At 61.2% G+C, this 23,665-nt stretch carries 23 protein-coding genes; 17 read left to right on the forward strand and 6 right to left on the reverse strand.

Going from position 1 to position 23,665, the window contains the following annotated elements:
* Nucleotides 1–18: 18 nt before the first annotated feature.
* Nucleotides 19–1,233 carry a hypothetical protein gene (locus GR212_RS09720; protein ID WP_204326329.1) on the reverse strand — a complete coding sequence of 405 codons (1,215 nt, stop codon included), beginning with the start codon at nucleotides 1,231–1,233 and terminating at the stop codon, nucleotides 19–21.
* A 135-nt stretch (nucleotides 1,234–1,368) separates the two neighbouring features.
* Nucleotides 1,369–2,115, reverse strand: coding sequence for a histidine phosphatase family protein (locus GR212_RS09725; RefSeq protein WP_163986258.1), 747 nt, complete (start codon nucleotides 2,113–2,115; stop codon nucleotides 1,369–1,371).
* A 389-nt stretch (nucleotides 2,116–2,504) separates the two neighbouring features.
* On the opposite strand from GR212_RS09725, the gene rpsF reads away from it, so the two are divergent.
* The 4 genes from rpsF to rplI all read left to right on the forward strand — a co-directional run bounded on the left by rpsF (nucleotide 2,505) and on the right by rplI (nucleotide 4,957).
* Nucleotides 2,505–2,951, forward strand: a complete 447-nt coding sequence (gene rpsF, locus GR212_RS09730) for a 30S ribosomal protein S6 (RefSeq protein ID WP_028753379.1) — start codon at nucleotides 2,505–2,507, stop codon at nucleotides 2,949–2,951.
* A 14-nt stretch (nucleotides 2,952–2,965) separates the two neighbouring features.
* Nucleotides 2,966–3,214, forward strand: a complete 249-nt coding sequence (gene rpsR, locus GR212_RS09735; RefSeq protein WP_004122103.1) for a 30S ribosomal protein S18 — start codon at nucleotides 2,966–2,968, stop codon at nucleotides 3,212–3,214.
* A gap of 164 nt (nucleotides 3,215–3,378) precedes the next feature.
* Nucleotides 3,379–4,359: a DUF2232 domain-containing protein gene (locus GR212_RS09740; protein ID WP_163986259.1), complete on the forward strand. Its 981-nt coding sequence runs from the start codon at nucleotides 3,379–3,381 to the stop codon at nucleotides 4,357–4,359.
* 19 nt (nucleotides 4,360–4,378) lie between these two features.
* Nucleotides 4,379–4,957, forward strand: a complete 579-nt coding sequence (gene rplI, locus GR212_RS09745; RefSeq protein WP_163986260.1) for a 50S ribosomal protein L9 — start codon at nucleotides 4,379–4,381, stop codon at nucleotides 4,955–4,957.
* Nucleotides 4,958–5,056: 99 nt separating this feature from the next.
* On the opposite strand, the gene GR212_RS09750 is transcribed toward rplI, so the two are convergent.
* Genes GR212_RS09750 through GR212_RS09760 form a run of 3 tightly spaced genes read right to left on the reverse strand, consistent with a single transcriptional unit; the run spans nucleotide 5,057 to nucleotide 8,231 of the window.
* Nucleotides 5,057–6,124 (reverse strand): HlyD family secretion protein, encoded by a 1,068-nt coding sequence (locus GR212_RS09750; RefSeq protein WP_163986261.1) that lies wholly within the window; start codon nucleotides 6,122–6,124, stop codon nucleotides 5,057–5,059.
* Between the two features lie 17 nt (nucleotides 6,125–6,141).
* Nucleotides 6,142–7,779 (reverse strand): MFS transporter, encoded by a 1,638-nt coding sequence (locus GR212_RS09755; protein WP_163986262.1) that lies wholly within the window; start codon nucleotides 7,777–7,779, stop codon nucleotides 6,142–6,144.
* Nucleotides 7,780–7,787: 8 nt separating this feature from the next.
* A complete protein-coding gene (locus tag GR212_RS09760; RefSeq protein ID WP_163986263.1) occupies nucleotides 7,788–8,231 on the reverse strand; it encodes a MarR family winged helix-turn-helix transcriptional regulator in 444 nt (147 codons plus the stop codon).
* Between the two features lie 348 nt (nucleotides 8,232–8,579).
* Here GR212_RS09760 and GR212_RS09765 point away from each other — a divergent pair, with 348 nt between their 5' ends.
* Both GR212_RS09765 and alr read left to right on the forward strand, forming a co-directional pair.
* Nucleotides 8,580–10,076 carry a replicative DNA helicase gene (locus tag GR212_RS09765; protein ID WP_163986264.1) on the forward strand — a complete coding sequence of 499 codons (1,497 nt, stop codon included), beginning with the start codon at nucleotides 8,580–8,582 and terminating at the stop codon, nucleotides 10,074–10,076.
* A 113-nt stretch (nucleotides 10,077–10,189) separates the two neighbouring features.
* Nucleotides 10,190–11,353, forward strand: a complete 1,164-nt coding sequence (alr, locus tag GR212_RS09770) for an alanine racemase (RefSeq protein WP_163986265.1) — start codon at nucleotides 10,190–10,192, stop codon at nucleotides 11,351–11,353.
* 24 nt (nucleotides 11,354–11,377) lie between these two features.
* On the opposite strand, the gene GR212_RS09775 is transcribed toward alr, so the two are convergent.
* A complete protein-coding gene (locus tag GR212_RS09775) occupies nucleotides 11,378–12,013 on the reverse strand; it encodes a LysE family translocator (protein WP_163986266.1) in 636 nt (211 codons plus the stop codon).
* A 153-nt stretch (nucleotides 12,014–12,166) separates the two neighbouring features.
* On the opposite strand from GR212_RS09775, the gene radA reads away from it, so the two are divergent.
* The 11 genes from radA (at nucleotide 12,167) to rarD (ending at nucleotide 23,650) form a co-directional block, all read left to right on the forward strand.
* A complete protein-coding gene (radA, locus tag GR212_RS09780; RefSeq protein WP_163986267.1) occupies nucleotides 12,167–13,570 on the forward strand; it encodes a DNA repair protein RadA in 1,404 nt (467 codons plus the stop codon).
* A 91-nt stretch (nucleotides 13,571–13,661) separates the two neighbouring features.
* Nucleotides 13,662–14,285, forward strand: coding sequence for a CvpA family protein (locus GR212_RS09785; protein WP_163986268.1), 624 nt, complete (start codon nucleotides 13,662–13,664; stop codon nucleotides 14,283–14,285).
* 164 nt (nucleotides 14,286–14,449) lie between these two features.
* Nucleotides 14,450–15,934, forward strand: coding sequence for an amidophosphoribosyltransferase (purF, locus tag GR212_RS09790; RefSeq protein WP_163986269.1), 1,485 nt, complete (start codon nucleotides 14,450–14,452; stop codon nucleotides 15,932–15,934).
* A gap of 65 nt (nucleotides 15,935–15,999) precedes the next feature.
* On the forward strand, nucleotides 16,000–16,740 hold the full coding sequence (locus GR212_RS09795; protein WP_163986270.1) for an SDR family NAD(P)-dependent oxidoreductase: 741 nt from the start codon (nucleotides 16,000–16,002) through the stop codon (nucleotides 16,738–16,740).
* A 223-nt stretch (nucleotides 16,741–16,963) separates the two neighbouring features.
* A complete protein-coding gene (cysS, locus tag GR212_RS09800) occupies nucleotides 16,964–18,355 on the forward strand; it encodes a cysteine--tRNA ligase (protein ID WP_163986271.1) in 1,392 nt (463 codons plus the stop codon).
* Between the two features lie 200 nt (nucleotides 18,356–18,555).
* Nucleotides 18,556–18,924 (forward strand): endonuclease domain-containing protein, encoded by a 369-nt coding sequence (locus GR212_RS09805; protein WP_163986272.1) that lies wholly within the window; start codon nucleotides 18,556–18,558, stop codon nucleotides 18,922–18,924.
* Nucleotides 18,921–19,406, forward strand: a complete 486-nt coding sequence (locus GR212_RS09810) for a GFA family protein (RefSeq protein ID WP_163986273.1) — start codon at nucleotides 18,921–18,923, stop codon at nucleotides 19,404–19,406. Before GR212_RS09805 ends, GR212_RS09810 begins: the two co-directional genes overlap by 4 nt.
* Nucleotides 19,399–19,875, forward strand: coding sequence for a GFA family protein (locus GR212_RS09815; protein WP_163986274.1), 477 nt, complete (start codon nucleotides 19,399–19,401; stop codon nucleotides 19,873–19,875). Before GR212_RS09810 ends, GR212_RS09815 begins: the two co-directional genes overlap by 8 nt.
* Nucleotides 19,872–20,831: a prolyl aminopeptidase gene (gene pip / locus GR212_RS09820; RefSeq protein WP_163986275.1), complete on the forward strand. Its 960-nt coding sequence runs from the start codon at nucleotides 19,872–19,874 to the stop codon at nucleotides 20,829–20,831. The genes GR212_RS09815 and pip overlap by 4 nt, the downstream gene beginning before the upstream one ends.
* Nucleotides 20,832–21,013: 182 nt before the next feature.
* Nucleotides 21,014–22,630: a citramalate synthase gene (gene cimA, locus GR212_RS09825; protein WP_163986276.1), complete on the forward strand. Its 1,617-nt coding sequence runs from the start codon at nucleotides 21,014–21,016 to the stop codon at nucleotides 22,628–22,630.
* A gap of 108 nt (nucleotides 22,631–22,738) precedes the next feature.
* Entirely contained in the window at nucleotides 22,739–23,650 is a 912-nt protein-coding gene (rarD, locus tag GR212_RS09830) for an EamA family transporter RarD (protein WP_163986277.1), read from the forward strand.
* The last annotated feature ends 15 nt before the right edge of the window (nucleotides 23,651–23,665 follow it).

Consider the following 23,665-nt stretch of genomic DNA (forward strand, 5'->3'; position numbering starts at 1 on the left):
GCGGGCAAACCTGTTCGCTTATTCAGCCGTCGAGGTGGAAGCGCTGCAGCAGATTTCGCGAACGTAATTGTTGCCATAGGTAATAAAAGCGGTCGGAGGGATACTTTTCGTTTTAATTAAAGGCTGAAAAACGAGGGAATCAACGTCTCCGCCGTATGTCCCCACGATTGTGACGGCATAATGTCCCTGCGCTGTTAAATGAACTGCCATTGGAATAAATGACCGCTTGGCCAGAGACATTGCGGAGTCTAGAGACTTTTCGGTGGTTATTTCGATATAACGCTTTCCGAACTGATTTTCTTCAAATTCACGCACCCATATCGATGTCTGAAGCATATAGCCGGTCTTGTTGCCAATCGACACCCGATACCAGTCACCGACACTCTTCTTAATCAGCAACTCGCTCCCATTGGCGAAAACCGCAATCGTCTTGGAGCGCATATCCCGACTGGTCTTTAAGAAGGCCGACCCACTGCCATCTTGAAGGATGCCGCTTCTCGGGACAGGAACTTGCAGAAGTGACGGCTCCTCGCTCGGTGCTTTTACCGCTTTGCGTCCATCGGTAGTCGGCGCCTGAGCCTCACCAGCGGACGATTTGGCGTCAGATTCATGAACCTCTTGGAACGACACGGTTGTCACCCGAAACTTCGTCATTTCGCTCGATGACAAATAGCGGATATCATTGCTGTCATATTTGAGGGCAAGTTGCAGCAAAGCGGGATCGACGCCCATTTCGCTCATATAGGCAATCACGTCGGCGGTTTGCTGTTGAATGGCCGCAACGGCATCCTCGACATTCATTCCACTGGTATCGCCGAACGAGGATTTATGAACGCCGATTGCACCCGGCTCGGCATAGCGAGTTATCCCGCCCATAAATGACAAGGAACAGGCCGAGGCACATTCCGAGCCTCGCGCAGCTACGGTTTGCAAACCCAGAGATCGGATCAGACGGCCAAACTCCATGGCCTTGTATACGTTTCCGCCGCCACTAAAAAAACTAACGGAATACGCGTGGCTGGAAAGAACTTTGCTGCGAAATATGCCCAAGTCATCGTTAGCTTCGAACTGACCGCTTACCATGATAAACTTAGAACCATCTTTCAAGCTTTGAACTTCGTAGCTCAATCTCGCTGTTGCGTCCTGAGCGACAAGGGTAAGGCCCAAAACAAGACCTGCTACAGCAAAGCTTTTTCCCATTACTTTCACAACCAAGCCCCCAATATTCGCCAAGTCATGATTTCCACAGGACCTATCGTTTCACAAGTCATGATTGCAGGGCATATTTCAAGAGTCGCTCAGCCCCATGGCTAGCGTGGGACGGGCCTGTAACACCGCCAGGAATGTCCAGCCGGTCGCCGCAAGCGGTTATTGCCCAGCCTTCGGCGCCGTCGTCAGCTCGGAACCATAAGCCTCCTTCAACCCCTCCTGCCCCTTTACCCGATCCACGGCCTTGTGAAGCAGGGTCGAGCTATAGCCTTGCGAACTCCGCCCTTCGATCAGGGTGACATCGGCGTTTCCCGGATTGTTCGATTGCTCGAACCAATCGACCGGGTGATGCAGGAAGTTCATCTCGAAGGCCCGGTTGGTGACGCCGTGGCCGACGATGATGACATTGTTCTTTCCGTTTTCGGCATCGTGCATGACGGTCTGCAGGAACAGGCGGACGCGCTGGGCGACGTCGGCGCGGCTTTCGCCGTCCGGCGGGCGGGCGTAGAACTTGCCGTTGTTGTTGCGCAACCGCGCCCACTTCTCGAACTCGTCGGGGAATTTCCGCTTCTGTTCGGCGTGATCGTAGATTTCGGTAAAGAGCCCGAAATCCTGCTCGCGCAGCAGATAATCCTCCCTGACGTCCCCGATCAGATCGGCGGGCAAACCCTCCAGCAGAGCATCCTTGCTCTGCCTTGTCCGCAGGAACGGCGAATACCAGACGTTCAGCTTGCGCAACTCGGCGCTCGGCAGCCCCTTCAGATAAGCAGCGATCGCCTGCCCCGCCTCCAGCACCTGCCGATATCCCCACTCCGTCAACGGGACATTGTGATCGCCGAACTGCCGATAGGCCTGGTCATCGATATTGCCGAGGGATTCGCCGTGCCGAACGAGAAGGATGCGCATGAAGGGTCCCGTATTGCTGCAAATCGCATCATATGGGAGAGCGTGGCGCTTGCAACGTCGGGGCAAGCGGGCGCATACGATTTGGCGTGGGTCCCAGCGTGGTCTTGGGCGAGCAAATAACGCAATTTCGTCCTTCCCCTTGCCTTTCCCGGAAAAATCCGTATAAGCCGCCCTGTTCGCAACCCGGTCTTCTGGCTGGTGGCTGAACGGAGGGCCGGTTTTTCGCAAGAAGAATCGTCGGAACGGAAGCGTTCCAGCCTCCCGTGTCTCCGCTCTCGACCGTCTCGGAAACGCTTTTCTTGCTTGGGGTCATCCCTCTCAGGAGCAGTCGTTGAGGCTTAGCCGCCGAATACCGGGTTCAGACCAACGCAAGAAAGGCAAAGCTATCCATGGCTCTTTACGAACATGTATTCCTTGCCCGGCAGGATATTTCCGCGCAGCAGGTCGACGCCCTCGTAGAACAGTACAAGGGTGTTATCGAAGCTAACGGCGGTAAAGTCGGGCGTATCGAAAACTGGGGCCTCAAGTCCCTCACCTACCGCATCAAGAAGAACCGCAAGGCTCATTACGCCCTGATGGACATCGATGCTCCGGCTGCTGCGATCCAGGAAATGGAACGCCAGATGCGCATCAGCGAAGACGTTCTGCGTTACATGACGATCGCTGTCGAGAAGCACGAAGAAGGCCCGTCTGCCATGATGCAGAAGCGCGACCGTGACGACCGTCCGCGTCGTGATGGCGACCGTCCGGAGCGCAGCTTCGGCGATCGTGGTCCGCGCCCGGATCGTGGCGACCGCGAAGACCGTCCGCGCCGTCCGCGCGAAGACCGCGTATAAGGAGATTTTGAACAATGTCTGAAGTTTCCTCCGCACCGGTCCGCCGTCCGTTCCATCGCCGCCGCAAGACCTGCCCGTTCTCGGGCGCCAATGCGCCGCGCATCGACTACAAGGACGTCCGTCTCCTGCAGCGCTACATTTCCGAGCGCGGCAAGATCGTTCCTTCCCGCATCACGGCCGTTTCCCAGAAGAAGCAGCGCGAACTCGCCCAGGCGATCAAGCGCGCCCGTTTCCTCGGCCTGCTGCCCTACGTCGTCGCTTAATAGCAGCCGACGCAGACTGAATAAGGGGAAGGCAGCGATGCCTTCCCTTCTCCCTTTCGCGGTGGGCGCGAATCGGAACCTTGAAACCCCATGTTGGGGACGGCTTTCAGGCCCGAGTGCCGGAAGCATCCTCTAACTGCTCGATCGTGAAGCAGGACAGCGACGTGAAAAAGTTGAACGCAAAAGAGCTTGGTATCGGCGCACTCGCCGGTCTGACCGCCGCCCTACTCGTGTATGGCGCGACGGTACAGCCATTGCTGTTCATCCTCTTCGGCGCACTTTCCGCTCTTCCTATCCTGATCGTCGGCCTCGGCTGGGGCAACATGGCGGTCATTGTCGCCGTCCTCGTCGCCGGCGTGGTTGGTACGATCGCGCAATCGGTCTATTTCGGACTGTTCGTCCTTTTGCTGACGCTGATCCCCGCATGGCTCAGCCATCTCGCGAATCTGGCGCGGCCCGCTTCCGAACTCGGCGGACCGGATCACCTGATGGCCTGGTATCCACTCTCCGATATTATGCTGCACCTGTGCGGCCTTGCCGCCGTGGTCATCGTCGTCGCCGGCGCGGTCATGGGCTACAATGCCGATCTCGTCGGCCAGGTCGTGGATCTCTACGTCAGGGCCGTGAACGAGCAGCAGCCATCGTTGCCGCTCGATCCCATCGCAATCCAGAAGACCAAGACCCTCATGCTCTACGCGATCCCCGTCGCCTGGGGCATGATCTGGGTCATGATGCTGCTGGCCGCGTATTACGTGGCGACCCGCATCGTCGCGACGTCGAACCGTAATCTGCGCCCGCGCGAGGATATTCCCTCCTCGCTGCGCATGAACCGCAATGCGATCTTCGTCTTTCTCGTGGCAATCGTCGCCATCTTCTTCGGCGGCGTCCTGGCCCTCATCGCCGCCGCCGTGCTCGGTGCTTTCGGCGCGGGCTTCATCGTTTCCGGCTTTGCGTCGCTGCACTACCGGACACGCGGCAAGGACTGGCGCATACCCGTGCTGATCCTCTGCTACGTGCTGTCCTTCGTCCTGACGCTGCCGCTCGTCATCATCCTTGTTCTCGGCCTCTACGATACCCGCAAGGCGATATCGCTGACCCCGAACAAGAATGCCGATACATCCAAACCAACAGACACGAAAATCTGACATCGAAAGGAACAAGAAAATGGAAGTCATTCTTCTCGAACGCATCTCCAAGCTCGGCCAGATGGGCGAAACCGTCAAGGTTCGCGACGGCTTTGCCCGTAACTACCTGCTGCCGCTCGGCAAGGCGCTGCGCGCCAACGCCGCCAACAAGGCCCGTTTCGAAGCCGAGCGCGCGACGCTCGAAGCTCGTAACCTCGAGCGCAAGAGCGAAGCCCAGAAGGTTGCCGACGTTCTCGGCGGCAAGTCCTTCATCGTCGTTCGCTCGGCTGGCGAAACCGGTCAGCTCTACGGTTCGGTCGCTGCTCGTGACGTCGTTGAAATCCTCGCCGCCGAAGGCTTTAACATCGGTCGCAGCCAGGTTCACATGAACACCCCGATCAAGGCCATCGGCCTGCACGACGTTGCCATCGGCCTGCACGCCGAAGTCGAAATCACCGTCGAGCTCAACGTTGCCCGTTCCGCTGAAGAAGCCGAGCGTCAGTCCAAGGGCGAGACCCTCACCTCCGCCGACGCCATCTACGGCATCGACGAAGACGCCCTGCGTCCGGAAGACTTCTTCGATCCGGAAGCTGACGGCAACGCCGAAGACGACGCTTGATCGTCAGGTCTTTGCAAGATCGCGAATGAAAGAAAGCCTGGGTCTTACGACCCAGGCTTTTTTGTTGTCATGCGAACGGAGGGGATAGCAGCCTGCCGGTCAATCGCCGCCTGCGGCTTCCGGCAGCGGGGCCGAATCCCTGTCGATCGAAACCAGCACGGACATGCCGGGCGCCAGGTCGTCCGCCAGGGGCTGGCCATCCTCGATCTTGATCCGGACGCCGATGCGCTGGGCGACCTTGGTGAAATTGCCCGTGGCGTTGTCGGCCTTGATGACGGCGAATTCGGAACCGGCGGCCGGCGAAAAGCGCTGGATGCGGCCCTTGATCTCGCGATGCCCCAGCGCATCCACCGATATCGTGGCCGGCTGATCGAGCTTCATGCCGTCGAGCTGCGTCTCCTTGAAATTGGCAATGACCCAGACGTCTTTCGGCACCAGGCTCATGAGCTGCGTGCCGGGCGTCACATATTGGCCTATGCGCACGCCGACCTCGCCGACCCGACCATCGCGCGGCGCCTTGATCGTCGTGTTGTCCAGATCGATTTCGGCAAGCTGCACGGCCGCTTCCGCGCCACTGACGCCGGCCTCGAGCGAGGCGCGGTTGACGATGATCGTCGTCAAATTCTGCTGGGATACGTCCAGACCGGCCTTGGCCTGATTGAGCGACGCTTGCGCCTGCTGCAACGTTGCCTGCGCCTGCTCGGAATCACTGGTGGTCGACACGCCCTTGGAAACCAGCGTCGTCACGCGGTCGGCGGCAAGCTGCGCGCGCTTGAGCGCGGCATTGGCGCTGTCGATCTGGGCCTGGCTGGAGACGATGCCGGCGCGGGCCGCCTGTTCCTGCTGCTGCGAATTGGCAAGCGCCGCCTTCTGCCCGGCCAATGTCGCGCGCGCCTGCGCCACCTTCTGCTTGTAGATGCGGTCGTCGATCTGGGCGAGCACATCGTCCTGCTTGACGAGCTTGTAGTCCTTGATCGGCACGTCGGTTATATAGCCGCTGACCTGCGGGCTGATGGTCGTGACATAGCCCTTCACATAAGCATCGTCGGTCGTCTCGACGGACGTCTTGAACGGCGGCAGATGCCAAGCATAGAGCACCAGCATGACGCCGCCGATGCCTGCCAGAACCGCAATGACTTCGATGGGTGAGCGAACGAGCCTCGGCATGGAACTGTTTCATATCCTCATGGGTTGGATGCGGCGACCTGCGCCCGATCTTCGGCCAGACGGGCTCTGACGAAGCGGTAGAACACGTGGATTGAGAGACCGGCGAGCGATATGAAAGCGATCACGGCGGCGACGAAAAACGCATCGCCATAGGCGAGCATATTGGCCTCCCGGCTCATCTGCGCGCCGAGCAGCGACAGCCCCTCTCCCTTCAGCAGCGCGCTGTCCCCGATCACCCTGCCATAGGAGGCTGAAAGCTGGCTGACGCGATCGGCCACATGCGGATCGGTCAGCAACACGCGCTCGGTCAGGACGGCGGAGTGAAACTTTTCGCGAATGGTGATCAGCGTGCCGTAGAAGGCGGAGCCGATCAGGCCGCCGATGCTCTGGGTGAAGGCGAAGACGACGAAGAAGGTCACCAGGTAAGGCGGCCCCTTGCTCAGCGCCGCCTTGAAGCCCTCCGACATGGATGGCGGCAGAAACAGGGCCGCGCCGGCCGCGACCAGCGCCTGGCTGAGATACATCTGTTCCGGCCGGGTAAGGTTCGTCACCTGCGAATCCATCAACGAGCCCACTCCCATCAGGATGAGCGCGACGAACTGGATCTGCCAGCCGAAGCCGTAACTCATGAACACCGTACAGATGAGCCCGCCGATGATCGAGAACGCAAGGATGATCCAATAGAGCATGGCAAGCTGATCGTAGAGGAGGCCGACCGCGTTCTGATAGAAGGTCATGACGACAGAGGTCTGCTCGGCCGCAATCAGGCGGAAGATCAGCAGAATGCCCGTCAGGTGCAGGATTTCGGGGCGCAGCAGCCAGCGAACGTCGATGAGCGGCGTCGACCGCCTCAGATCGACGACGATGGCGGCTGTGATCGACGCGATGCCGATCGCCAGCACGATGCCGAGCCAGGGCACCTCGAGCCACCAGTAGAGACGCCCGACCGACAGAACGATCGCCAGACAGCCGAAACCGATCGCCACCAGCAGGTAGCTGAAAATATCGCCGAGAACGATGACCTTGACGCGCGGCGGCGGCGTCAGCGGCAAAAGATAGATGATCGGCATGACCAGCAGCGCCAGCGCCATCTCGAGCGTGTAAAGGCCGCGCCATTCGCCATAGTCCAGCAGCGAGGGCGACACGAGGCGGGTGATGGGGGCGGCAAGCAGCGTATTCGTCATCGCCAGGCTGACGCCGACCGTCATCTTCTTCGCCGGCTCGAAGGCCTCCAGCATGTAGAGGAAGCCGAGCGTCGAGAGCGGCGCGCCGGCGATGCCGCTCAGGAAACGGACGACGATGGCCGAATGCAGGTCGGAGACGAACAGATTGAGCAGTGACGCAAGCACGAAACCGAGAATGCTGACCTCGGCGAAATTGCGCACGCCATATTGCAGGCGGATCTTCACCAGGGCGATCGCAAGGCTGACATTGGGCGCCATGTAGGCGGCCGACAGCCAGGCGGACTCGGTGGTCGTCGCAGCGATGGTGCCCTGGATCTGGGTCAGGTTGGCGAAGGCGAGATTGAGACCGAGACCCTGGGTCAGAAAGAACATCACGGATGCCGCAATATAGAGCGGCACTTTCCAGCCCGGCATAGGCGGTGGGACGGCGTTGGCTTCCGCATTGGCGACCAGGCCCGGATCACCGCTCATGCATTACCTCATGATTTGCCGATATTCGGGAGGTTGGCGGTCATTGCGCGGATCACCTTCAGCGCCATCCCGACATCCTCATCCGAAATGCCCTCCAAAATATCCGTACGTACTCCCGTGGCAAGAGCCTCGACGTCGGCGGCAACGACTTTTCCGGATTCCGTCATGAAGATCTGCTTGGCGCGGCGATCCGACAGCGCGGCGCGGCGCTCGATGAAATTCTGCGCTTCCATGGCATCGAGGATGCGCACGAGCGTCGGCGTTTCGAGCTCCAGCTCGTCGGCAAGCTCCCTTTGGTTGATACCGTCCCGGCGGGAGAGTTTGCGAAAAACCCTGGCGCGAGAGAGAGTCATGCCATGCTCGCGAACGAGGGCGTCGAACGCCGCTCTCAGCTTGCGATTAAAGGCGGCAAGGTCGTCGAAAATTTCCTGTCTTATTGGCGCACCGGACATTATTGCAACTTTATACTATTAGCATCCTACCCTAATTTAAGGAAATAACCGCATTTCAGCAGCTTTTCAAGCACGATAGCCGCAACAGTTGATGCGTACGGCGAAAGACCCGGCTAAAATATTCCCCACGAAAGACTTGCTTATGTGATTCGTGTGTCGATCCTTGCGTTGCAAAGTGGCCACAAGAGATTTTTTATGTGGCGGAAATCCGCCCCTGTGGACGAGTGGAACAATGTTGATAGGCCTAGCCTATTTGCTCCATACGGCTTGGACGCCCACTTGCACGGTTGACCGTGACATCGGATCGTCGCAAACCAGTCGATACCCTAAAGCACGAAGAGATGGAAAATGAACGAAGCTGCGCGCAAGCTCGCCGCCATTGCTCCCGCCGAACAGCACTACCGCGAAGCGCCCAACAATATCGAGGCGGAGCAGGCTTTGCTCGGTGCCATCCTCGTCAACAACGATGCCTATTATCGCGTCTCGGACTTTCTGAAGCCCGTCCATCTCTATGAACCGCTGCACCGCAAGATCTTCGAGGTGGCCGGCGACGTCATCCGCATGGGCAAGACGGCCAACCCTGTCACCATCAAGAGCTTTCTGCCGGCGGAGGAAAAAGTCGGCGACATGACGGTCGCGCAGTATCTCGCGCGTCTGGCCGTCGAAGCCGTGTCGATCATCAATGCCGAAGACTATGGCCGCGCCATCTACGACCTGGCGCTGCGCCGGGCGCTGATCACCATCGGCGAGGACATGGTCAACATCGCCTATGACGCGCCGCTGGACATGCCGCCGCAAACCCAGATCGAGGATACCGAACGCCGGCTGTTCGAACTCGCCGAGAACGGCCGCTATGACGGCGGCTTCCAGTCGTTCAACGATGCCGTGGCGCTCGCCATCGACATGGCGGCCGTCGCCAAGGAGCGCGACGGCGGCCTCTCGGGTATCTCGACAGGCATTCATTCGCTCGACAGCAAGATGGGCGGCCTGCAGCGATCCGACTTGATCATCCTTGCCGGTCGTCCGGGCATGGGCAAGACCTCGCTTGCCACCAATATCGCCTACAACATCGCCGCCTCCTTCGAAGGCGAGGTGCAGGCGGACGGCTCCACCAAGGCGAAGAACGGCGGCGTCGTCGGCTTCTACTCGCTGGAAATGTCGTCGGAACAGCTCGCCACCCGTATCATTTCCGAGCAGACGGAAGTCTCCTCGTCGAAGATCCGCCGCGGCGATATCAACGACGCCGATTTCGAAAAGCTGGTGGCATGCTCGATGATGATGCAGAAGGTGCCACTCTACATCGACCAGACCGGCGGCATCTCCATCGCCCAGCTCGCCGCCCGCGCCCGCCGCCTGAAGCGCCAGCGCGGCCTTGACGTGCTGGTCGTCGACTACGTGCAGCTCATGACCGGCTCGAAAAAGGCCGGGGAAAATCGCGTCCAAGAAATCACCGAAATCACCACCGGCCTGAAGGCCCTCGGCAAGGAGCTGAACGTTCCGATCGTCGCGCTCTCCCAGCTCTCGCGTGCCGTCGAAAGCCGCGAAGACAAGCGACCGCAGCTCTCCGACCTTCGCGAATCCGGTTCGATCGAGCAGGACGCCGACGTGGTGCTTTTCGTGTTCCGCGAGGAGTATTACGTCAAAAATGCGGAGCCTCGCGATGTGGCCGATCCGAAATATGCGGAATGGGAAGCCCAGTTCGAGCGTGTCAGGGGAACCGCCGACGTCATCATCGCCAAGCAGCGCCATGGACCCACGGGCACGGTGAGGCTCGCCTTCCAGTCGGAGTTCACCCGCTTCGCCGATCTCGCCGATTCATCGTTCATCCAATACGAAGAGCACTGACAAAGGCGGTTTGCGGCGCATATGTGCGCCTCGGCACTTTTTCTTTTCATCGATGACCACTATCCTGGCCGGAGCCCAATCATCTCCGGCCGTTTTCTTGTTCAGGCAGTTTCATGACAGATACTTTCAATGACGATGATGCTTTCGCTTGCGCCGGCCTGCGGCTGACGGTGGATCTCGGCGCGCTCGTCGAAAACTGGCGCGACATGGCCCGCCGCTCCGGAAGGGCGCGTACGTCGGCCGTCGTCAAGGCCGACGCCTACGGGCTGGGGATCGAGGATGTCGGCGAAACCCTCTACGCTGCCGGCGCCCGCGATTTCTTCGTCGCCACGGCGGACGAAGGCGCGACCTTGCGCCTCTATGCTCCCGAGGCGCGCATCTTCGTGCTCAGCGGCATCTGGCCGGGCATGGAGCGGCGGTTCTTCGAGAACGACCTCGTGCCCGTCATCGCCTCGGAAGAGCAGCTCACGTTCTGGATGTCGGTGCTGTCTGACTACGGCGACTATCCCTGCGCCCTGCAGGTCGACACCGGTTTCAACAGGCTCGGCCTGCCGATGGACGATGCGATCGCGCTTGCCGACGATGTCTCCCGCCCGGCAAGCTTTGCGCCGGTACTGGTCATGAGCCACCTCGCCTGCGGCGACGATCCCGCCAATGCGATGAACCGGCAGCAGCTGGAAGCCTTCCGCAAGGTCAGCGCCGCCTTCGAGGGCATCGAAGCAAGTCTCGCCAATTCAGCCGGCATCTTTCTCGGGCCGGAGTATCATTTCGACCTTACCCGTCCCGGCATCGCCACTTACGGCGCCGAGGCGGTTCCCGGCATGGCCAATCCGATGCGCCCGGTGGCGACGGCGGAAGCGCGGATCATCCAGACCCGCTCCGTCAAATCAGGCGAAGCGGTGGGCTACGGCCGCGCGCTGCAATTGACCCGCGACAGCCGGCTGGCGATCGTCTCTGCCGGCTATGCCGACGGCTACATGCGCAGCCAGTCGAGCGGCGGCGTGCCGCTGCGCCAGACCGGCATTGCCGGCGGCCATGGCTTTATTGCCGGCCACAAGGTTCCCGTTGCCGGCCGCATCACCATGGACCTCACCATCTTCGACGTCACCGACATGCCCGAGCATCTCGTTCGCGCCGGCGACTATATCGAGCTCTTCGGCAGCAACATCTCGGTGGACGAAGCTGCAAAGGCCGCAGGCACGATCGGCTACGAAATGCTGACGAGCATGGGGCTGAGGCACGAGCGCCGGTATATCTCGGAAGAAGCCGAGGAATAGCCGCGGCTCACTCCACACAATGCTTCAGCGCGCGCTGATCGCCAGCCGGACACCGAGAGCGACGAACAGCGTGCCGAGGCCTCGGTCGAGCCACAGGCCGAAGCTGCGATTGCGCCTCAAGGCTTCGCTCAATCGGCCGCCGAGCAGGATAAGCGGCGGCTCGATGAAGGCGGCCACGACGATGATCAGGCTGCCGTGCAACAGAAGCTGCGCCCAGACCGGACCCGCGCCTTCGACGACGAATTGCGGCAGGAAGGCCAGAAAGAAGATCGCGACCTTCGGGTTGAGCAGCGAAACCATGATGCCCTGCCGGTAGATGCGCGCCCGGGACAAAGCCTTGCCCGTCTCCTTGATCCACGCCCCCTCGCCCTTCGAGCGTAGCGCCTGTATGCCGAGCCAGATGAGATAGGCAGCACCGATCCACTTCACGGTCGAGAAAGCCAGCGCGGAGGCGGCCAGGATCGCCGAAAGGCCGGCGGCGGCCATCAGCACATGCAGGCAAGCGCCGCTCCAGATTCCGAACAGCGCCGCAAAGCCGGACCGCATGCCGCTCCTGATCGTATGACCGAGAATGAAGGCAATGTCCGGCCCCGGCGATAGGTTGAGAAGAATCGCGGCGGACAGAAACCCGACCCAGTGAGCAAGCGAATAGTCAAACATCGATCATCATCCATAAAACCCGGCATAATGGCTGACACGATCGCCATTGATATGGAAATCATTAGTTTTGATAGGCGGGGAAAGACATTATCTGACAGCCGATCGCGATTCGCTGCGAAAAGCGAAGCATTTGAACTTTGAGAACAGCATCCGATGGCCAAAACCCGCACACAATTCATCTGCCAGAACTGCGGCACGATCCACAATCGCTGGGTCGGCAAGTGCGACAGTTGCGGCGCATGGAACACCATCGTCGAGGAAGATCCGATGGGCGGGATCGGCGGCGGTCCGGCAAAGACGCCGAAGAAGGGAAAGCCGGTCGCGCTGACGACGCTTTCGGGCGAGATCGAGGAAGCGCCGCGCATCTATACCGGCATATCGGAGCTCGACCGCGCCACGGGTGGCGGTTTCGTGCGCGGCTCGGCCGTCCTCGTCGGCGGCGATCCCGGCATCGGCAAGTCGACCCTGCTGATGCAAGCGGCAGCCGCACTCGCCCGCAAGGGACACAAGATCGTCTACGTCTCGGGCGAAGAAGCCGTGGCGCAGGTTCGCCTGCGGGCCCAGCGGCTGAAGGCGGCCGACACGGAAGTTCTGCTGGCGGCGGAAACCAATGTCGAGGATATTCTGGCGACGCTCGCGGAAGGCAAGCGGCCGGATCTCGTCATCATCGATTCCATCCAGACGCTGTGGAGCGAGCTTGCCGAATCCGCGCCCGGCACGGTTACGCAGGTGCGCACCGGCGTCCAGGCGATGATCCGCTTCGCCAAGCAGACGGGCACCGCGATGGTGCTTGTCGGCCACGTCACCAAGGACGGCCAGATCGCCGGGCCGCGCGTCGTCGAACACATGGTCGACGCCGTCCTCTATTTCGAAGGCGATCGCGGCCATCATTACCGCATTCTGCGCACGGTGAAGAACCGCTTCGGCCCGACCGATGAGATCGGCGTCTTCGAAATGTCCGACGCCGGCCTGCGCGACGTGCCCAATCCATCCGAACTTTTCCTCGGAGAACGCAACGAAAAGTCGCCGGGCGCGGCCGTCTTTGCCGGCATCGAGGGCACGCGGCCGGTGCTGGTGGAAGTACAGGCGCTGGTGGCGCCGACATCGCTGGGCACGCCGCGTCGCGCCATCGTCGGCTGGGATTCGGCACGGCTGTCGATGATTCTCGCCGTTCTCGAGGCCCATTGCGGCGTGCGGCTCGGCCAGCACGACGTTTACCTCAATATTGCCGGCGGTTATCGCATTTCGGAGCCGGCTGCGGACCTTGCCGTTGCTTCTGCACTGGTTTCCTCCCTGGCCGGTCTTGCCCTACCCGCCGATTGCGTCTATTTCGGCGAAGTCAGCCTGTCGGGCGCCGTCCGGCCGGTTGCGCACACCGCCCAGCGTCTCAAGGAAGCCGAGAAGCTGGGATTTTCCGCGGCCGTCCTGCCTGCCGCTTCCGCCGACCTGCCGAAGGTCAATGGCGGACGCTGGAGCGAGATCGACAGCCTGCCGGATCTGGTGGCGCGCATTGCTGGATCGAAGGGCGCGCTCAAGCGCGCGGAAGACGAAGACTGAGCCTTACTTCAGCCGTTCTTGGCGAAGAAGAGGCTCATGATTGAGGCCGATGCCGACCATGAGGTCTGGCAAGTCTTGAAGTGGATTATAAATGCCCATTACGATTTTCGACGGTATTGTTATCGGCGTTCTTCTCTTCTCCGCCGTACTGGCCATGGTTCGCGGCTTTTCGCGCGAGATTCTCTCGATCGTCAGCTGGGGCGGCTCGGCAGTCGCTGCCTACTATCTTTATCCGCTGCTCGTTCCCTATGCCCTGCAATACAAGGCCGACACCAAGATCGCCACGATCGCCTCGGCCGCCGTCATCTTCCTGCTGGCGCTCATCATCATCTCCTTCATCACCATCCGGATTGCCGATTTCATCATCGACAGCCGCATCGGCGCGCTCGACCGGACGCTCGGCTTCCTGTTCGGCGCCGCCCGCGGCCTGCTTCTGATGGTCGTCGTCGTGGCCTTCTGGAACTGGCTGGTGGCTCCCGCCGCCCGGCCGGACTGGGTGAACAACGCCAAGTCCAAGCCTTTCCTGGATTCGATGGTCGAGAAGCTGAAATCGGCGCTTCCTGAAAACGTTCAGGCCATGCTGCCGCCGGAGATCATCAACAAGATCGCGCCGAACCAGCAGCAACAGACGCAGCCGCAGGAAGGCGGCGACAACGCCACGCCGAACGATACCGCTCCGTCGGATGACGCACCTGCGCCGCAGACAAACAATTAACGGTGCGTTTACAGGCTTGACCTGCCGCCCGAGAATCGCCATTTGAGCGGCGTGACATTGAAAGATCCGGCCCGATATTTTTTCCGGCCGGATTTTCAGCTATTTTAATGGTCACCCGTGACGCCGCCCCGATCCGCCCACGTTGAGAGCAAAGGCCCGCAGCCATGAATCATTCCCTTTCCATCGAGGACGATATCGACGGCGACACGCTGCATGAAGAATGCGGCGTCTTCGGCATTCTCGGGCATCCGGACGCGGCGACGCTGACGGCTCTCGGTCTCCATGCCCTGCAGCATCGCGGCCAGGAAGCGGCCGGCATCGTCTCCTTCGACGGCCAGCGCTTCCATTCGGAGCGGCGAATGGGCCTCGTCGGCGACCACTACACCGATCCCGCCACCTTGGCTCGGCTGCCCGGCGATCGTTCGATGGGTCATGTGCGCTACTCGACGACGGGCGATGCCGTTCTTCGCAATGTGCAGCCGCTGTTTGCCGAATTGGAAGTGGGCGGCATCGCCATCGCTCATAACGGCAATTTCACCAACGGCCTGACCATGCGCCGGCAGCTGATCGCCGACGGCGCCATCTGTCAGTCGAATTCGGACACCGAAGTCGTCCTGCATCTCATCGCCCGCTCCAAACATCCCTCCTCTTCCGATCGCTTCATCGACGCCATCAGGCAGATGGAAGGCGGCTATTCGATGCTCGCCATGACGCGCACGAAGCTGATCGCCGCCCGCGACCCGATCGGCATCCGGCCGCTTGTTATGGGCGAGCTCGACGGCAAGCCGATCTTCTGCTCCGAAACCTGCGCGCTCGACATCATCGGCGCGAAATATGTTCGCGACGTCGAGAACGGCGAAGTGATCATCTGCGAGATCCAGCCGGACGGCTCGATTACCATCGACGCCCGCAAGCCGGAAGTCTCCAAGCCAGAGCGCCTCTGCCTGTTCGAATATGTCTATTTCGCACGTCCCGATTCCGTGGTCGGCGGCCGCAACGTCTATGTTGCCCGCAAGAACATGGGCATCAACCTCGCCAAGGAAGCTCCTGTCGAGGCGGATGTCGTCGTGCCGGTGCCGGATGGCGGGACGCCAGCTGCCATCGGTTACGCACAGGAAAGCGGCATCCCCTTCGAGCTCGGCATCATTCGCAACCACTATGTCGGCCGCACCTTCATCGAGCCGACGCAGCAGATCCGAGCTTTCGGCGTCAAGCTCAAGCACTCCGCCAATCGCGCCATCATCGAAGGCAAGCGCGTGGTGCTCGTGGACGATTCCATCGTGCGCGGCACGACCTCCGTGAAGATCGTGCAGATGATCCGTGAGGCCGGCGCTAGCGAGGTGCATATCCGCGTCGCCAGCCCGATGATCTTTTATCCGGACTTCTACGGCATCGACACGCCCGACGCCGAAAAGCTGCTCGCCAACCAGTACAACAGCCTGAAGGCCATGTGCGATTTCATCGGCGCGGACTCGCTTCAGTTCCTGTCGATCGACGGGCTCTATCGGGCCGTCGGCGGCGAGCCGCGCGACAATGCGCAGCCGCAGTTCACCGACCATTACTTCACCGGCGATTACCCGACGCGCCTGCTCGACAAGGAAAGCACCAGCAACGTGCGCAAGCTTTCCGTTCTCGCCAGCAACGGCTGATCTAGCAGCGATTGACAGGGGCGCTTTGCCCCTTTCCCTTCCCTACATATCCGGATCAAGGCAGCATGAGCGTCAATCTCAAGGACAAGATCGCCCTCGTCACCGGCGCATCGCGCGGTATCGGTTACTTTACGGCATTGGAACTGGCGAAGGCCGGCGCGCATGTGATCGCCTGCGCCCGCACGGTCGGCGGGCTTGAGGAACTGGACGACGCCATCAAGGCGGCCGGTGGTTCGGCAACGCTTGTTCCCTTCGATCTTGCCGATATGAACGCCATCGACGCGCTCGGCGCCTCGATCTTCGAACGCTGGGGCAAGCTCGACATCCTCCTCGCCAATGCCGGCGTGCTCGGGGTGATTTCGCCGATCGGCCATGTCGAGGCGAAGGTGTTCGAGAAGGTGATGACCATCAACGTCACCGCCACATGGCGGTTGATCCGCTCCGTCGAGCCGCTGCTGATGCGCTCCGATGCCGGCCGCGCCGTCATCCTGTCTTCGGCCGCCGCCCATCGCTGCCGTCCCTTCTGGGGCCCCTATTCCGCCTCCAAGGCTGCGGTCGAGGCACTGGCCCGCACCTGGGCCGGAGAAACGCAGAGCACGCCGCTGCGCATCACCAGCATAGACCCCGGTGCGACCCGCACTGCCATGCGCGCCCAGGCCATGCCCGGCGAAGATCCGGATACGCTGCCGCACCCGCGCGAAGTCGCCCAGGCGATCCTGCCGCTCGTCGGCCCCGACGTCACCGAAACCGGCAAGCTGTTCGTCGTGCGTGAGAACAGGCTCGTCGACTATCGGATGCCCGAATAAAAAACACCTTCTCCCCATACGGGAGAGGCCCCCTCCCTACTTGACCAAATTCTTCCGGCGCGCGATAAAGCCGCCCATGAAAACGGTTATCTGCATTATCTGCCGGAAGATTATTCGCTAGCGTTTCGCTGGCCTGGCCGTTTTCGTCTCCCAAAATCCAAGATGACAAACGTCCGGCCTGCCGGTGACGGTATTTTTCGGATTTATGCCTTGGGAGAGTAACATGGGCGCCGAGCCGCAACTAAAGTTCTACAACACGCTGACGCGCGAAAAGGTCGACTTCCAGCCGATCGACCGCAACAATGTCCGCATGTATGTCTGCGGCCCCACGGTTTATGACTTCGCCCATATCGGCAATGCCCGCCCGGCCATCGTCTTCGACGTGCTGTTCCGGCTGCTGCGGCAGGCCTACGGCGAGAGCCATGTCACCTATGTCCGCAACATCACCGATGTCGACGACAAGATCAACGCGCGCGCCCTGCGCGACCATCCCGGCTTGCCGCTCAACGAGGCGATCCGCCTGGTGACGGAAAAGACCGAGCGCCAGTATCGCGAGGATACGACCGCGCTCGGCTGCCTGGAGCCGACGGTGCAGCCGCGCGCGACCGACAATATCGCGCAGATGATCGCGATCATCGAAACGCTGATCGCCAAGGGTCATGCCTATCGCGCGGCTGGCGAAGTGCTGTTCGACACGAAATCGATGGCCGATTACGGCCAGCTTTCGAAGCGCAATCTCGACGAGCAGCAGGCGGGCGCCCGCGTCGCGGTCGACGAGCACAAGAAGAGCCCCGGCGATTTCGTGCTGTGGAAGCTCTCCGACGAGAACGAGCCCGGCTGGGAAAGCCCCTGGGGCCGCGGCCGTCCGGGCTGGCATATCGAATGCTCGGCCATGAGCGGGCGTTACCTCGGCGATGTCTTCGATATTCATGGCGGCGGTCTCGACCTGATCTTCCCGCACCATGAAAACGAAATCGCCCAGTCGCGTTGCGCGCACGGCACACACGCCATGGCGAATGTCTGGATGCATAACGGTTTCGTGCAGGTCGAAGGCCGCAAGATGTCGAAATCGGAAGGCAACTTCGTCACCATCCATGAGCTGCTGCAGACGGAAAAACTCGGCGGCAGGACATGGCCGGGCGAAGTGCTGAGGCTCGCGATGCTGATGACGCATTACCGCGAGCCGATCGATTTTTCCGTCAAGCGGCTGGAGGAAGCGGAACGGCTGATCGCAAAATGGCCGGCGGCTGATGTCGGCGGAGCGGCACCAGACCCGACGGTGCTTGCCGCGCTCTCCGACGATCTCAACACCGTCGCCGCCATTCAGGCACTGCACGCATTGGCGCAGGCCGCCAATGCCGACGCTAGCCTCCTGCCCGTCTTCGCGGCCAGCGCCGACCTCCTCGGCCTGCTGCCGAAGAAGACGGAGGTCGATGAAGCCGTCGTCGCCGAGATCGATGCCAAGGTGCGGAAGCGCCTGGAATTGTTGAAAGCCAAGAACTTCGCGGAAGCCGACAAGCTTCGCGATGAGCTGACGGCAAGAGGGGTTCAGCTCAAGGACGGCAAGGATGCGGCGACGGGCGAGCGCATCACCACTTGGGAGATCAAACGGTGAGCTTTGTTACCCCCCTCTGTCACTTTCGTGACATCTCCCCCACAAGGGGGGAGATTGGGGGGAGTTTGCGGCATCTCACCGCAAAACCACAAAGCTTAGTTTCCGCAGCTTCGATCTCCGTTTGGGCCGAGCGAGTGCTACGGGTTATCGATCTCCCCCCTTGTGGGGGAGATGTCACGAAAGTGACAGAGGGGGGTAGCTTGCCGCACACTCCAGTCCCGCCGAAAGTCCGCAACAATGCCCGCCGCATGCGCAAGGTCATGACGGACGCTGAATTGCGTCTCTGGAATGAATTGCGCGCCCACCGCCTCATGGGCCTCGGCTTCCGCCGGCAACTACCCATCGCCGGCTATATCGTCGATTTCGCCTGCGCAGCCGAGAAGCTGATTGTCGAAGTCGACGGCTCTCAACATGCAACCGACCGCGATCAAACCTATGACCAGATTCGCACCCGCCGTCTCGAAGCAGACGGTTGGACCGTTCTGCGCTTCTGGAATGACGACGTCCTGAAGGATATCGACAATGTCTGCATGCATATCCTGATCGTCGCCGGAAAGGATAGAGCATGACCGTATCGACCTACACCGGCGGCTGTCAGTGCGGCGCGGTTCGCTTCCGGGTGCGGGGCGAGCTGAAGGATGCGTCGATCTGTCATTGCCGCATGTGCCAGAAGGCCTTCGGCGCCTATTACGCGCCGCTGGTCTCGACGCGCGGCGCCGAGCTTGCATGGACGCGCGGAGAGCGGAAGACGTTCCAATCGTCCAATTATGTGAAACGGGGCTTCTGCGCGGATTGCGGCACGCCGCTGACCTATGAGGCACCGGATGGCGTGGCGGTGGCGGCCGGCGCCTTCGACCACCCCTCGCAGTTGCCGCCCGTCGTGCAGTACGGCACCGAAGCCAAGATCGATTTCGTCGACCGGCTGCATCTGCTGCCGGGACATCGGACGGAAGACGATGCCGAACAGGCGCCCTTCGTGCTGACCGTCGTATCCTACCAACATCCCGATCACGATACCTCAACCTGGCCACAGGAGAAGCGCCATGAGTGAAGCCACCAGAAGCGGAGGATGCCAATGCGGCGCGGTGCGGTTTCGCATTCGCGGCGAGCTCGGCCGCCCGTCGATCTGCCATTGCCGCATGTGCCAGAAGCAGTTCGGCAGCTTCTTCTCCGCGCTGGTGACGGCGCCGGATGACGGCCTTGAATGGACGCGCGGCGCACCGACCTATTTCCAGTCTTCCGTCAACATCGAGCGCGGCTTCTGCAAGAACTGCGGCACGCCGATGACCTATCGCCATCCCGGCGGCCTCGAAATCGCCATCGGCGCTTTCGACGAGCGCGACGATCTCGCGCCGCAGATTCAGGTGAACCACGCATCGCGCCTGCCCTGGGTGGAGACGATCTTCGAAAAGCCGGTCCATCAGGATCCGGACTTCTACTCGCGCCAGGAGCAGATCATTTCCTTCCAGCATCCCGATCACGATACGGACGTCTGGCCGGCGGAAGGGCTGAAAATATGACCGAAGTCCTGCGGACGCTCTATCCGGAGATCGAACCCTACGCTTCCGGCCATCTCGATGTCGGCGACGGCCACAGGATCTATTGGGAGCGGGTGGGCACGCCCGGCGCCAAGCCGGCGGTCTTCCTGCATGGCGGTCCGGGCGGCGGCAGTTCTCCCAGCCATCGTCGCCAGTTCGATCCGGCGCTTTACGACGTCACCCTGTTCGACCAGCGCGGCTGCGGGCGATCGACGCCGCATGCAAATCTCGAGGCCAACACGACCTGGCATCTGGTCGCCGATATCGAGCGGCTGCGCGAGATGGCCGGCGTCGAGACGTGGCTTGTTTTCGGCGGCTCCTGGGGCTCGACGCTGGCGCTCGCCTATGCCGAAACGCATCCGGAGCGCGTCTCTGAGCTGGTCGTGCGCGGCATCTATACGCTGACGAAGGCCGAGCTTGACTGGTATTATCAGTTCGGCGTCTCCGAAATGTTTCCTGACAAGTGGGAGCGATTCCTGGCGCCGATCCCGCCGGAAGAGCGCCATGAGATGATGTTCGCCTATCACCGCCGCCTGACGCATCCGGACAAGGCCGCTCGCCTGGAGGCCGCCAAGGCCTGGTCGCTCTGGGAGGGCGAGACCATCACGCTGCTGCCGGAGCCATCCACCAGCGACAAGTTCGCGGATGCGGAATTTGCGCATGCCTTCGCCCGCATCGAGAACCATTTCTTCGTCAATGCCGGCTGGCTCGAAGAGGGTCAGTTGCTGCGCGATGCCCATAAGCTGAAGGACACTCCCGGCGTAATCGTCCACGGCCGTTACGACATGCCCTGCCCGGCCAAATATGCATGGGCGCTGCACAAGGCCTGGCCGAAGGCGGAATTTCATCTGATCGAGGGTGCGGGTCATGCCTATTCGGAGCCGGGAATCCTGGACCAATTGATCCGCGCGACCGACAAGTTTGCAGGGAAAGTATAAGGCCGGGCAAGGCCCCTCACCCTAGCCCTCTCCCCGCCCGCGGGGAAAGGGAACGACCTCATAAGCCCCTTCGCCCCGTGTAGACGGGGAGAAGGTGGGCTCGAACGGTTTAGCGAAGCGAAACCGGGAGAGAACGGATGAGGGGCACCCCATTATCAAACCGGTTCGCCGGAGGACACAGTATGACACGCGAAAAAATCCATCTCTTCGACACGACGCTCCGCGACGGCCAGCAGACGCCCGGCATCGATTTTTCCCTCGAGGACAAGATTGCCATTGCGACCATGCTGGACGAGTTCGGCCTGGACTACGTCGAGGGCGGCTATCCTGGCGCCAATCCGACCGACACGGCGTTCTTCGAGGAAAAGCGGACGAAATCGGCCTCCTTCGTCGCCTTCGGCATGACCAAGCGCGCCGGTGTCTCCGCTTCTAACGACCCCGGCCTTGCCAGCCTGCTGCAGGCGAAGTCGGATGCGATCTGTTTCGTGGCCAAGAGCTGGGACTATCATGTCAAGGTCGCGCTCGGCTGTTCCAACGAGGAGAACCTCGAAAGCATCGCCGAGAGCGTCAAGGCCGCCGTTAACGCCGGCAAGGAAGCCCTTGTCGATTGCGAGCATTTCTTCGACGGTTACAAGGCCAACCCGACCTATGCGCTCGCCTGCGCCAAGACGGCCTATGATTCCGGCGCCCGCTGGGTCGTGCTCTGCGACACCAATGGCGGCACCCAGCCGCCTGAGGTCCGCGCCATCGTGGAGGCCGTCATCGCCTGCGGCGTTCCGGGGCACTGTCTTGGCATCCATGCCCATAACGATACCGGTCAGGCGGTCGCCAATTCGCTCGCCGCGGTCGAGGCCGGCGTCCGGCAGATCCAGGGGACGCTTAACGGCATCGGCGAGCGCTGCGGCAATGCCAACCTGGTGACGCTGATCCCGACGCTGGCGCTGAAGAGAGCCTATAGCGAGCGCTTCGAAACGACGATCGATGCCGATCGGCTGGTCGGCCTCACCCGTCTTTCGCACGCCTTCGACGAATTGCTGAACCGCTCTCCGGACCATCAGGCCCCCTATGTCGGCGCCTCGGCCTTCGCGACCAAGGCCGGAATTCACGCCTCGGCGCTGCTGAAGGACCCTCGCACATACGAACATGTGCCACCGGAAAGCGTCGGCAATTTCCGCAAGGTCATGGTCTCCGACCAGGGCGGCAAGTCGAACTTCATCAACGCCCTGAAGCGGCGTGGCATCGAGGTGGGCAAGGACGATCCCAAGCTCGACCGGCTGATCCAGATCGTCAAGGAGCGTGAAGCGACAGGCTACGCTTACGAAGGCGCGGATGCGAGCTTCGAGCTACTGGCCCGTCGCACGCTCGGCACCATTCCGGAATTCTTCGCAGTCGACGGTTTTCGCGTCATGGTCGAGCGCCGCTTCGATTCCCACGGCCGCGTCAAGATCGTCTCGGAAGCGGTGGTCAAGATCATCATCGACGGCGAGACCATCATGTCGGTTGCCGAAGGCGACGGCCCGGTCAATGCGCTCGACCTGGCGCTGCGCAAGAATTTCGGCAAGTACCAGCACGAGATCGACGATCTGGAACTGGCGGACTTCAAGGTACGTATCCTCAATGGCGGCACGGAAGCCATCACCCGGGTCCTGATCGAATCCACCGACAGCAGCGGCGTGCGCTGGTGGACGGTCGGCGTATCGGAAAACATCATCGACGCATCGTTCCAGGCGCTGATGGATTCCGTCATCTACAAGCTGATGAAGAACCGACATATGGCAGGCAAGATCGCGGCGGAGTGATCCGCCGGCTATCAAAAAGCTTGACGATGCCGTCAAGGAAATGAATTAGCCACGCGCGCCGCTTTGGAGTAATTCCGTCACAAATAACAGGGAATGACGGGAAAATTCATGGCCACAGATGCGGTCAAGCCTGAAATCAAGAACAATGACGCTATCCGCGGCTTCGGCTTTGCGATGACGGCCTATCTCTTCTGGGGCATTCTGCCGCTCTATATGAAAGCCCTCGCGCACATTCCGGCTTTCGAGGTCATCGCGCACCGCATCTTCTGGTCGGTTCCGGTGGCCGGCATCGTCCTGCTGGCGCTCGGCCGCATGGGCGACGTCAAGGTGGCGCTGCGCAATCCGCGCACGGTCGCCATGGCGTCGCTGACGGCGACGCTCGTCACCATCAACTGGGGAACCTATGTCTGGGCGATCGGCGCCGGCCATTCGCTCGATGCGGCCCTCGGCTATTTCATCAATCCGCTGTTCAGCATCGGTCTCGGAGCCATCTTGCTCAAGGAAAAGCTCGCGCCGACACAGATCGTCGCAATCTGCCTCGCCGCGATTGCCGTCATCATCCTGACCGTCGAAGCCGGCACCCTGCCGTGGGTCGCACTATCTCTGACCTTCTCCTGGGGCTTCTACGCCTTTTTCCGCAAGACGCTGCCTGTCGGCGCCAACCAGGGCTTCTTTATCGAAGTGCTGCTGCTTTGCATTCCGGCAACGCTTTACATCATCTATCTGGAAGCGCGCGGCGAAGGTCACTTCTATCAGACCGGCTTCTCGGACACCGCGCTTCTGCTCGGCTGCGGGCTGGTGACCGCGCTGCCGCTGATGATCTTTGCGAACGGCGCGAAGCTTTTGAAAATGTCGACCATCGGCATCATGCAGTACATCGTGCCGACGATGGTTTTCCTGATCGCCGTCTTCCTGTTCAGGGAGCCGTTCGGCACGACGCAGATGATCGCCTTTTCGCTGATCTGGGCCGGACTCGCGCTCTACAGCTGGTCGATGCTGCGCCAGAGCAGAGAGCGCTAACCGTTCGATATGGTT

The organism is Martinezella lusitana (assembly GCF_010668395.1).
Classification (GTDB): Bacteria; Pseudomonadota; Alphaproteobacteria; order Rhizobiales; family Rhizobiaceae; genus Rhizobium; species Rhizobium lusitanum_A.

Excerpts from the sequence above, each read along its gene's own strand:
- GR212_RS09725 (WP_163986258.1), bottom strand. The coding sequence starts at position 2,115 with ATGCGCATCCTTCTCGTTCGGCACGGCGAATCCCTCGGCAATATCGAT.
- rpsF (WP_028753379.1), top strand. The coding sequence starts at position 2,505 with ATGGCTCTTTACGAACATGTATTCCTTGCCCGGCAGGATATTTCCGCG.
- rpsR (WP_004122103.1), top strand. The coding sequence starts at position 2,966 with ATGTCTGAAGTTTCCTCCGCACCGGTCCGCCGTCCGTTCCATCGCCGC.
- rplI (WP_163986260.1), top strand. The coding sequence starts at position 4,379 with ATGGAAGTCATTCTTCTCGAACGCATCTCCAAGCTCGGCCAGATGGGC.
- GR212_RS09750 (WP_163986261.1), bottom strand. The coding sequence starts at position 6,124 with ATGCCGAGGCTCGTTCGCTCACCCATCGAAGTCATTGCGGTTCTGGCA.
- GR212_RS09755 (WP_163986262.1), bottom strand. The coding sequence starts at position 7,779 with ATGAGCGGTGATCCGGGCCTGGTCGCCAATGCGGAAGCCAACGCCGTC.
- GR212_RS09760 (WP_163986263.1), bottom strand. The coding sequence starts at position 8,231 with ATGTCCGGTGCGCCAATAAGACAGGAAATTTTCGACGACCTTGCCGCC.
- GR212_RS09765 (WP_163986264.1), top strand. The coding sequence starts at position 8,580 with ATGAACGAAGCTGCGCGCAAGCTCGCCGCCATTGCTCCCGCCGAACAG.
- alr (WP_163986265.1), top strand. The coding sequence starts at position 10,190 with ATGACAGATACTTTCAATGACGATGATGCTTTCGCTTGCGCCGGCCTG.
- GR212_RS09775 (WP_163986266.1), bottom strand. The coding sequence starts at position 12,013 with ATGTTTGACTATTCGCTTGCTCACTGGGTCGGGTTTCTGTCCGCCGCG.
- radA (WP_163986267.1), top strand. The coding sequence starts at position 12,167 with ATGGCCAAAACCCGCACACAATTCATCTGCCAGAACTGCGGCACGATC.
- GR212_RS09785 (WP_163986268.1), top strand. The coding sequence starts at position 13,662 with ATGCCCATTACGATTTTCGACGGTATTGTTATCGGCGTTCTTCTCTTC.
- purF (WP_163986269.1), top strand. The coding sequence starts at position 14,450 with ATGAATCATTCCCTTTCCATCGAGGACGATATCGACGGCGACACGCTG.
- GR212_RS09795 (WP_163986270.1), top strand. The coding sequence starts at position 16,000 with ATGAGCGTCAATCTCAAGGACAAGATCGCCCTCGTCACCGGCGCATCG.
- cysS (WP_163986271.1), top strand. The coding sequence starts at position 16,964 with ATGGGCGCCGAGCCGCAACTAAAGTTCTACAACACGCTGACGCGCGAA.
- GR212_RS09810 (WP_163986273.1), top strand. The coding sequence starts at position 18,921 with ATGACCGTATCGACCTACACCGGCGGCTGTCAGTGCGGCGCGGTTCGC.
- GR212_RS09815 (WP_163986274.1), top strand. The coding sequence starts at position 19,399 with ATGAGTGAAGCCACCAGAAGCGGAGGATGCCAATGCGGCGCGGTGCGG.
- pip (WP_163986275.1), top strand. The coding sequence starts at position 19,872 with ATGACCGAAGTCCTGCGGACGCTCTATCCGGAGATCGAACCCTACGCT.
- cimA (WP_163986276.1), top strand. The coding sequence starts at position 21,014 with ATGACACGCGAAAAAATCCATCTCTTCGACACGACGCTCCGCGACGGC.
- rarD (WP_163986277.1), top strand. The coding sequence starts at position 22,739 with ATGGCCACAGATGCGGTCAAGCCTGAAATCAAGAACAATGACGCTATC.